At 61.3% G+C, this 535-nt stretch carries 1 protein-coding gene; it reads left to right on the forward strand.

Features of this window, described 5'->3' with window-relative positions; genetic code table 11:
• The coding region (locus EYW45_RS00110; protein WP_202444506.1) for a VCBS domain-containing protein at positions 1–535 on the forward strand (535 nt) is incomplete at both ends.

Below are 535 nucleotides of genomic sequence, written 5' to 3' on the forward strand. Positions count from 1 at the left end.
TGACGGGACGGTTTCGCAAGTCACAGTCACCGTGATCGGGACGAATGACGCAGCTGTCATCGCAGGTCAAGGCTCGGGCACCGTCACCGAGGACAGCGTGTTGACGGCCTCTGGCACGTTGACCGTCACGGACGCTGACGCTGGCCAAGCCACGTTTACAGCTCAAACCGCCACCGCTGGAACGTACGGAGCATTCTCGATCGGCACCGATGGTGCATGGACCTACTCGCTTAACAACACTGCTGCTAACGTTCAAGCGTTGGCGCAAGGCGAGCAACGCCAGGAAGTATTTACAGTGACCTCGGCAGACGGCACGGTTTCGCAAGTCACCGTCACCGTTATTGGCACCAACGACGCCGCAGTCATTGCCGGCCAAGGCACGGGCACGGTCACTGAAGACCAAACCACGACGGCCTCCGGCACGTTGACCGTCACGGACGCTGACGCTGGCCAAGCCACGTTTACGGCTCAAACCGCTACCGCCGGCACATACGGCGCATTCTCCATCGGCACCGACGGCGCATGGACCTACACG

Origin of the sequence: Schauerella aestuarii, from assembly GCF_009866805.1 — a bacterium.
In the GTDB taxonomy this organism is placed as follows: Bacteria; Pseudomonadota; Gammaproteobacteria; order Burkholderiales; family Burkholderiaceae_B; genus Schauerella; species Schauerella aestuarii.